Raw genomic sequence first — 9,532 nt, forward strand, 5'->3', positions numbered from 1 at the left:
TTCCGGAGACTGCCCGTACCATGAATGACAAGGTCAAAGCGCTGTCGCGCAACATCGAAGCCATCTACCCGCTGGCACCGATGCAGCAGGGCCTGCTGTTCCACAGCCTGATGCACCCGGGCCAGGGGATGTACCTGTTGCAATACCGGCACGTCATGACCCTGCCGGACTTCGACCTGGCTGCCTTCCGCCAGGCCTGGGAACACGTGGTGCAACGCCACGAGCTACTGCGTACCTCGTTCGTCTGGAAGCAGCAGAAGCGACCGATGCAGGTGGTGCACAAGCAGGTCGAGTTGCCCATCGACTACCAGGACTGGAGCCACCTCGACGCCGCGGCCCAGCAGACGCGCCTCGACACCCTGCTGGCCGACGAGCGCCGCGACGGCCTGGACTTCACCAAGGCACCCTTGATGCGCGTGCGCCTGCTGCGCATCGGTCCGGACACCTACCAGTTCGTGCGCAGCTACCACCATATCCTGATGGATGCCTGGTGCTTCTCGATCATCATGCTGGACTTCCTCAACGGCTATCGCGCGGCCCGCGAGGGTCGCCAGCTGGCCTTGCCGAAACCGCGCCCGTACCGCGACTTCATTCGCTGGCTGGAACAGCAGAAGCCCGAAGACCACCGGGCGTTCTGGCAGCAGCGCCTGGCCGGTTTCGATACCCCCAACGCGTTCGGTTTCGGCCACGCCGGGCGCATCGCCGACGCCCCTGAGCCGGTGCGCGACTGTGTGGTACAGCTGGACGAGGCACTGACTGCGCGCCTGCAACGCGCGGCCAGCGGCCATGGCATCACCCTCAATACCCTGGTGCAGGGGGCTTGGGCGCTGCTGCTGGGGCGCTACAGCGGAGATCGCGACCTGGTGTTCGGCGTGACCGTGGCAGGCCGCCCGGTGCATATGGACGGCATGGAGAGCGTGGTGGGACTGTTCATCAACAGCCTGCCGCTGCGTTGGCAATGGCGCCCGGAGCAGGCGCTGGGGCAGTGGCTGAGCGACCTGCAATCGGAAAACCTGAGCCTGCGCGAACACGAGACCGTGCCGCTGGCGACCCTGCAAGGCTGGAGCGAGGTGCAGGGGCAAGACCTGTTCCAGAGCCTGTTCGTATTCGAGAATGCGCCGATTTCCGACGATGTCCGCCAGGGCGCACTGGACTATCTGATCAGCGACATGGCCAACCGCACCCACACCAACTACCCGATCACCGTGGTGATCGTGCCGGGCCAGCAGTTGCACCTGCAATTGACGTATCAATGCGACTGGTTCCAGCAGGGCGAGATCGAGGCCATGCTCGGTCATTTCCGTACCTTGCTGGTGAACATGGGGGCGGCATTGGCCGAACGGCCGGGCACGGCGTTGCAGGATATCGCCATGCTGGCCCAGGACGATGTACAGCGTCAGTTCCAGCTGTGGGCCAGCGGCGGCTTGCAGGCCGTTGACGCGCTGGCCGAAGGCACCTACATCGAACGCTTCGAACGCCAGGTGCAGCGCACTCCCCACCGTGTCGCCGTGGTCCACGACGGCCGCTCGCTCAGCTATGACGCCCTGAACCGCGCGGCCAACCGACTGGCCCACCGTCTGCGAGCCGCCGGCGTCAGGCACGATCAACTGGTGGCCCTGCTCGACGAGCGCGGTATCGACCTGTTGGTGATGATCCTCGCCACGCTCAAGGCCGGTGCTGGCTGGCTGCCACTGGACCCGCGCAACCCGCCCCAGCGCCTTGCCCAGGTGCTTGGCCAGAGTCGCACACCCTTGCTGGTGCACAGCGTGGCACTGGCCCCCTTGTCGGGTGAAGCGCTGGCACTGTGTGCCGATGCGCCCCAGGCATTGCGCTATGAACCTGCGGCACTGGCCGACCAGCCCGAGCACGACCTGCAACAGGCAGTCGACCCACGCTCGCTGGCCTATTGCATCTTCACCTCCGGTTCCACCGGCACGCCGAAGGGGGCAATGGTTACCCATGCCGGCATGCTCAACAATATCCTTGGCAAGCTCGCGGCCCATGACCAGGGGCAGGGCACCAGCCTTGGGCTGGATGAGCAGGACGTGATCGCGCAGACCGCGCCGCAGTGCTTCGACATTTCCGTGTGGCAGTTCCTGGCCGGCAGCATGCTGGGAGCGCGCACCGTCATCTTCCCCGATTGCCAGGTGCAGAACCCCCAGGCGCTGGCCGATGCGCTGGTGGAGCAGGGCGTGACGCTGTTCGAGGCCGTGCCTTCGCTGATGCAGGCATTGCTCGACTGCGGTCTGCAGCGCAGCGCCTTGCGCTGGGTGCTGGCGACCGGTGAAGCGCTGCCGCCGGCCTTGCTGCGTCGCTGGTTCGAGCATTACCCCGGCATCGCCCTGATGAACGCCTATGGGCCGGCCGAGTGCTCCGATGACGTGGCCTTCCGTGCCCTGCACCAAGCGCTGGAGCCCTCACGCACCAGCGTACCGATTGGTCGCGCCACCCTGAACAACCGCTTGTACCTGCTCGGCCCGGACCTGGAACCTCTGCCAGTCGGTGCCGTGGGCGAAGTCTGCGTGGCTGGCGTGGGCGTCGGCCGCGGCTATATGGCCGACCCTGGGCGTACGGCGGCGGTCTTCGTCCCCGACCCGATCGCTGCGGACGGCTCGCGGTTGTACCGTACCGGCGATCTGGCCCGCTTCCTCGCAGACGGCGAACTGGAATACGTAGGCCGCACCGACCACCAGGTGAAAGTGCGTGGGCACCGGATCGAGCTCGATGAAATCGAAGCCTGCCTGACCCGTCACCCGCGGGTGCGCGAAGCGGTGGTGCTGGCCCGGGATGACCGCCAGCGGGCCAAGGTGCTGGTGGGCTACGTGGTCGCGCAGGCCAGCGTCGAAGACCTGCGTGAGCACGTTGCCGAACACCTGCCGGCCTACATGGTGCCCGGCGCGTTCGTGCTGCTGGAGAAAATGCCGCTCAATGCCAACGGCAAGATCGACCGCAAGCAATTGCCAGCCCCGGACTTCGCCGCGCAAAGCGCTGCGCGCCATGTCGCTCCCAGCACCGCGCTGGAGCAGCAGATGGCCGAGGCCTGGCAGGAACTGCTGGGCCTCGAGCGGGTGGGCGTCCTGGACCATTTCTTCGAACTGGGCGGCCACTCGTTGCTGGCGACCCAACTGATCGGCCTGGTTGGCAAGCTGACCGGCAAGGACCTGCCCCTGCGTGTGGTCTTCGAACAACCGACCATCCGCGGCATGGCCGCGTGGTTGCAGGCGCATGACGACGATGCGCAACCTCGCGGGCCGCAGCGCCTGCCACGTCCCGAGCGCTTGCCGCTGTCGTTCGCGCAGCAGCGCATGTGGTTCCTGCAACAGCTCGAACCGAGCAGTCCGGCCTACAACCTGGCAGGGGCCGTGCGCCTGCTGGGCAACGTTCAGGTGTCGGCGATGCAGAGCGCCCTGGATGGGCTGCTGCGCCAGCACGAAGTATTGCGTACCCGGTTCACTGGCGGGTCCGGTGAGCCATGCCAGGTCATCGTTGCCGAGCTGGCCGCACCGTTGCGTACCCTTGAAGTGGCCAACGAACAGGTGTTGCGCGAGCGCCTGCACGACGACGCGATGACCCCCTTCGTCCTGGACCAGGCCCCCTTGCTGCGTGCTCGGCTGTATCGCCTGGCGGAGCAGGAGCACGTGCTGTCGCTGACCTGCCACCACATCATTGCCGATGGCTGGTCGCTGCAACTGCTGATCGACGAACTGTGCCTGCGCTACCGTGCGCAGCTGGAAGGCCAGGCCGTCCCGCCAGCCTCCGCCGACGCGCTTCAATACGCCGACTACGCGCTGTGGCAGCAACAATGGATGGACAGCGAAGACTGCCGCCAGCAGCTGGCGTTCTGGCGCGAACAGTTGGCGGGCGAGCTTCCGGTGCTGGAGCTTGCCAGCGATTTCCCCCGCCCGGCGCAACCTACCCAGGCGGGAGGACGGGTCGATATCGTGGTGGCCGACGGGCTGGCTGCGAAGCTGCGCAGCTTTGCAGCACTACAGGGCCTGAGCCCATTCGTCCCGCTGCTGGGTGCCTACCAGCTGTTGCTGCGCGCGCACAGCGGCCAGCAGGACATCCTGGTCGGCGTGCCGGTGGCCAACCGTCACCAGGCAGCTACCCAACATCTGCAAGGCTGCCTGGTCAACACCCTGGTGTATCGTCAGCCGCTGGCGGGCGGGCAAAGCCTGCAACAGCTGTTGGCCGAGCTGCAGCGCCGTTCGGCGCGTATCCAGGCCCACCAGGACCTGCCGTTCGACTACCTGATCGAGCAACTGGGCGTACCCCGCCAAGTCAGCTACAACCCGATCTTCCAGGCCATGTTCAATTACTTCCCAGGCCATGCACTGGAGCGCATCGAGCTGCCGGGACTGATCGGCGAGCCGATGGACAACCGGCCACGCACGGCCTTGTGCGACCTGCACCTGGATGTGCGCGACACAGCCCACGGTATCAGCCTGAGTTTCGCCTACAGCCAAGACCTGTTCCGCGAGGCGACGGTGGAGCGCATGGCCGCCCATTACCTGGCCCTGCTCGAGATCATGCTGAGCAAACCCTCGGTACTCGTCGGCGAACTGGCGTCCCACGTCGAAGGGATGGCGGCATCGGCGCTGGTCGGCAACCCGGTTGCAGGCAGCGAGGACCTGCTCGAGGCGTTCGACCGCCAGGTACGGCAACGGCCCGCTGCTGCCGCATTGTTGGTCGGCGAACAAAGGTTCAGCTATGCAGATCTGGCGCAGGCGGTACAGCGCCTGGCAGGTGCATTGCAGGCCCAGGGCGTCGGCCCTGAAGACCGCGTTGCGCTGTGCCTGCCCCGCGATCAGCGCCTGCCGATCGCGCTGCTGGCGATCCTGCGGTGTGGCGCGGCCTATGTGCCGCTGGCCGAGGATGCGCCTGCCGAGCGCGGCGCCTACGTGCTGCGCCAGGCCAGCCCGCGGCTGTGCCTGGTGACCGCCCAGAGCGCGGCGCTGGTAGGCGCATGGCGCGGCGACGTGCCGTTGCTGGATGTCGACAGCGCTGCCCACGACAGCCCGCTGGCCGCACCGCCAGTACTGCCTGGGCAACTGGCCTACCTGCTGTACACCTCCGGCTCCACTGGCCAGCCCAAGGGCGTGGCCATCGACCGAGGCAACCTGGCCAACCTGATGCTGGCGGTCGACGACGTAGTGCCGATGGGCCCCGCTGACCGAGTTCTGGCACTGACCACCGCCACCTTCGATATCGCGGTGCTGGAGTTGCTGCTGCCACTGGCGCGCGGTGCCAGTGTGGTGCTGGCCGGGCGCGACCAGGCCCGCGACCCGCAAGCCATCGACGACCTGTTGCACGCCATGCAGCCGACCGTGATGCAGGCCACGCCCGCCACCTGGCGCATGCTGGTGGCCCACACCCGCCGAAGCTGGCAGGGCGTGCGCGCGGTGTCCGGCGGTGAAGCGCTGCCAGTGGCGCTGGCCCAGGCCATGCAAGGCCGGGGCGCGCACATCATCAATGGCTATGGGCCAACGGAGGCGACGGTATACAGCACCTTCGAGGCGTTCCTGCACCCTGACGGCGGCGTGGAAGTGCCGATCGGCACGCCGGTTGCCAACAGCAAGGCCTACATCCTCGACGCCGACCTGCAGCCGGTGCCGGACGGGGTCGCGGGTGAGTTGTACCTGGCCGGGGCCAGCCTGGGCCGGGGCTACCACGCGGCGCCTGAGTTGACAGCCAAGGCATTCGTGCCGGACCCGTTCGGCAACGGTGGGCGCATGTACCGTACCGGCGACCGCGTGCGCCGCAATGCCCAAGGCAGCCTGGAATACCTGGGAAGGCTGGACTTCCAGGTGAAGTTGCGCGGCTTCCGTATCGAGCTGGGTGAAGTCGAGGCCGTGCTGGCCGCCGTGCCCGGCATTCGCGAAGCTGCGGTCGTGCTGTTCGGCACGGGCGAGCACGCCCGTCTGGTGGCCTACCATGCCGGCGAGCCGCTGGACGAAGCCGTCCTGCGTGAGCAGCTGGCCACGCGCCTGCCGGACTACATGCTGCCCTCGCAGTTCGTGCACCTTGAGCGCCTGCCCCTCGGGGCCAGCGCCAAGGTCGACCGCAAGGCCTTGCCCGAGCCTCAGGCACGCGCAGGGCAGGGCGGTGCGCCACTGAGCCTGTGGGAAGCGCGCCTCGCCGTCCTGTGGGAAGAATTGCTCGGCAGCCAGGGCATCGGGGCCGATGACCACTTCTTCGAGCTGGGCGGCCATTCGTTGCTGGCGGCTCGACTGGTGGCCCGTATCGCCGAGCGCTACCAACGCCAGCTGGCATTGCGCAGCGTGTTCGAAGCACCGACCCTGGCGGCGCAGGCCCAGCTTCTCGCCGAGGGCCATGACGCCAAGCAGGCTGTCGTGCGCGCTTTCGATGGCGACACCGCGCCGTTGCACTTCACTCAACAGCGCTTGTGGTTCATCGAGCACCTCGAAGGCGATGCAAGCGCCTGGCACCTGTCGCTGGCCTTGCAGCTCGAGGGGGAGCTGCGGGCCGACCTGCTGGAGCGCGCGCTGGTCGAGCTGACCACGCGCCAGCACAGCCTGCGAACCCTCTTTGAGTCGGGTGAAGACGGCCCGCGACAGCGTGTCGTCGCCGTGCATGGCCCGCTGCTGCAAGTCACTACCCTCGACACCGGCTGCGACATGAGCGTTGTGCTGCGCGAGCAGGCCCTGGCCGCCTTCGACAGCGCCGGCCGGCTGTGGCGCGCCTGCCTCTACCAGGGGCACGGTCGCAGTGTGTTGCAGATCACCCTGCATCACCTGATCGCCGACGCACGTTCTCTGGAGGTGCTGTTCAGCGAGTTGCAGGCGCTGTATCGCGCCCAAGCCGACGGCACCCCCGCAGCCCTGCCACCACTGCCGTTGCAGTTCCGCGATGTGGCGGCCAGCTGGCAAAGCCCCGAGGGCAGCGCCCTGATCGACACGCAACTGCAATGGTGGCAGCAATACCTGGCTGGTGAGCCGCCGGTGCTGAACCTGCCCACCGACCTGCCGCGCCCGGCCCGCCAGGGCTACCGTGGGCAGCGCCTGCGCTTCGAGCTGGCCGCCGAGCAGGTCGCCCGTCTGCGCACCGTCGCAAGCCAGCATGGCCTGACGGCCTTCGCCCCCTTGCTGGCCGCCTGGAACCTGCTGCTGTCGCGGCACAGTGGCCAGCGCGAGGTGTGGATGGGACTGCCGGTCGCGCAGCGCCACCAGGCGCACACCGAGCACCTGATCGGGTACTTCGCCAGCACCCAGGTGCTGCGCAGCACCGTGGAGCCGCTGCAATCGGTGCAAGGTTACTGGCAACAGCTGCACCAGCAGCACCTGGAGGCCCAGCAGCATGCCGACGTGCCGTTCGAGCGCCTGGTAGAGGCCTTGCACGTACGCCGCGAGTTGAGCCATACACCGCTGTTCCAGGCACTGTTCAACCTGATCCAGCGCGATGTCGCGGGGCAGCAGCCGAGCTTTGCCGGCCTGCCGGCGCAACGGCTGGACATCGACACCCATACCGCGCTGACCGACATCGGCCTGCACATCGAGCAGCACGGCGAGCAATGGCAGTGCGTGATCGAGTACAACACCGAGCTGTTCGTCGCCGCCACGGCGCACCGCTACGCAGACGAGTATCGCCATCTGCTCGATGGCATGCTGGCAGCGCCCAAGGCGTCGTTGTGGGACATCGACCTGGCCAACGCCGACCATGCACTGGCCCATCGTCCTTGGCACCAGCCAGGCGAAGCGCTCAGCGCCGCGCAGGATGTCATCGCCCGCTTCCAGCGCCAGGTACGCCAGGCCCCGCAGGCGCTGGCGGTCGACAGCCAAACGCAGCAGCAGAGCTACGCCACGCTCAATGCCCAGGCCAACCAGATCGCCCGCGCACTGGGCGAGCAGGGGGTAGGCCAGGATGACCTGGTCGCGGTATGCCTGAGCCGAGGGCCGTGGCTGCTGCCGACCTTGCTGGGCATCCTCAAGGCCGGTGCGGCCTACCTGCCGCTCGATCCCCTGCACCCGGCCGAGCGCCTGCGTTATATCGTCGAACATGCCGACGCGCATTGGCTGCTGGGCGACAGCGCCTGCGCGCAGAGGTTGGCGGCGCTTGCCAGTGACCGCTTGACCCCGCTTATGGTCGATAGCATGCCACTTGCCGAGCATGCCGATGGGGATCTCGAGCTCAAGGTCCACGGCCAGCAACGTGCCTACGTGATCTACACCTCCGGCTCCACCGGTCGCCCGAAAGGTGTGCAGGTGAGCCGGGAGAACCTTGCCAACCTGTTGGCCGGGCTAGACCGCCAGCTGCCGCTGACGGCCAGCGACACCTGGCTGGCCAGCACCACATACGCCTTCGACATGTGCAAGCCGGAGCTGTACCTGCCACTGGTCAACGGCGCCGCGATGCTACTGGCGCAACGCGAGCAGGTAGTAGACGGCCATCGCCTGTTCGAGCTGCTTCGCCGTGCCACGATCTTCCAGGCCACGCCAGCCGGGTGGCAGCTGTTGCTGGAAACCGGGCGCAACGACTGGCCGCCGCTGCGCGGGCTGATCGGCGGCGAAGCGGTACCGGCAGACTTGGTGCGGGCACTGCAGGCCAATGGCGTGCGGCTGATCAACGCCTACGGGCCGACGGAAACCACGGTCTGGTCCACCGTCCAGGTGCTGGGCAGCGCAGGCTTGAGCGGCGGTGTCGCCGAGATCGGTACGCCGTTGCTCAACACTCGCTGCTACGTGCTCGACGACATGCTCCGGCCGGTGCCGCTGGGTACCGTGGGTGAGCTCTACATCGGCGGTACTGGCGTCACCCGCGGCTATCACCAGGCGGCCGGGCTGACGGCAGGCGCCTACCTGCCAGACCCTTATGCCGACACGCCGGGCCTGCGCATGTACCGCACTGGCGACCTGGTACGCCGGCTGGCCGATGGCCGGCTGGCCTATATCGGGCGCGCCGACTTCCAGGTCAAGGTACGTGGCTTGCGTATCGAACCGGGGGAAATCGAGTCGCTGCTGCGGCGCTACCCAGGTGTGGAAGAAGCGCTGGTAATGCAGGACAGCTCCGGCAGCGCTTTGGTCGCCTGGCTACAGGTGCCGCAATCGGAAGGCCTTGATGACGCTGCGCTGCGCTCGTATCTGGAAACGACGCTACCGGCGTACATGGTGCCGACTCACTTCGTAGCGCTGCCGCGCTTCGTCCTGAACAGCAACGGCAAAATCGACCGCAAGGCCCTGCCGCAGCCCGAACAACAGGCGCGCAGCCAGGCGGCCGTCGCGCCGCAGAGCCCGCTGGAGCGCGAGCTGGTGCAGGTCTGGCAGGAATTGCTCGGGCTGGCAACAGTGGGCGTGACGGACAGTTTCTTCGAACTGGGAGGCCATTCGCTGCTGGCGATGCGCCTGATGACCCGTATCGAAACCCGTTACGGGGTAAGGCTCGAACTGCGTGGGTTGTTCCAGGACCCGACGGTCCGCGGGCTTGCAGCGCAGATCGAGCGCCCGCAGGGGCCGTCTGCCGACCAGGCGCTGGATGAAATGCAGCGCCTGCTCTCCGAGATGGAAGACTAAGGATG

1 protein-coding gene is annotated in these 9,532 nt (G+C 67.3%); it reads left to right on the plus strand.

Features of this window, described 5'->3' with window-relative positions:
- Positions 1–20: 20 nt before the first annotated feature.
- Positions 21–9,527, plus strand: a complete 9,507-nt coding sequence (locus RAC97_RS03820) for an amino acid adenylation domain-containing protein (RefSeq protein ID WP_375097949.1) — start codon at positions 21–23, stop codon at positions 9,525–9,527.
- Positions 9,528–9,532 lie beyond the last annotated feature (5 nt).

This window comes from Pseudomonas sp. LS_2, assembly GCF_042709235.1.
Taxonomy (GTDB): Bacteria; Pseudomonadota; Gammaproteobacteria; order Pseudomonadales; family Pseudomonadaceae; genus Aquipseudomonas.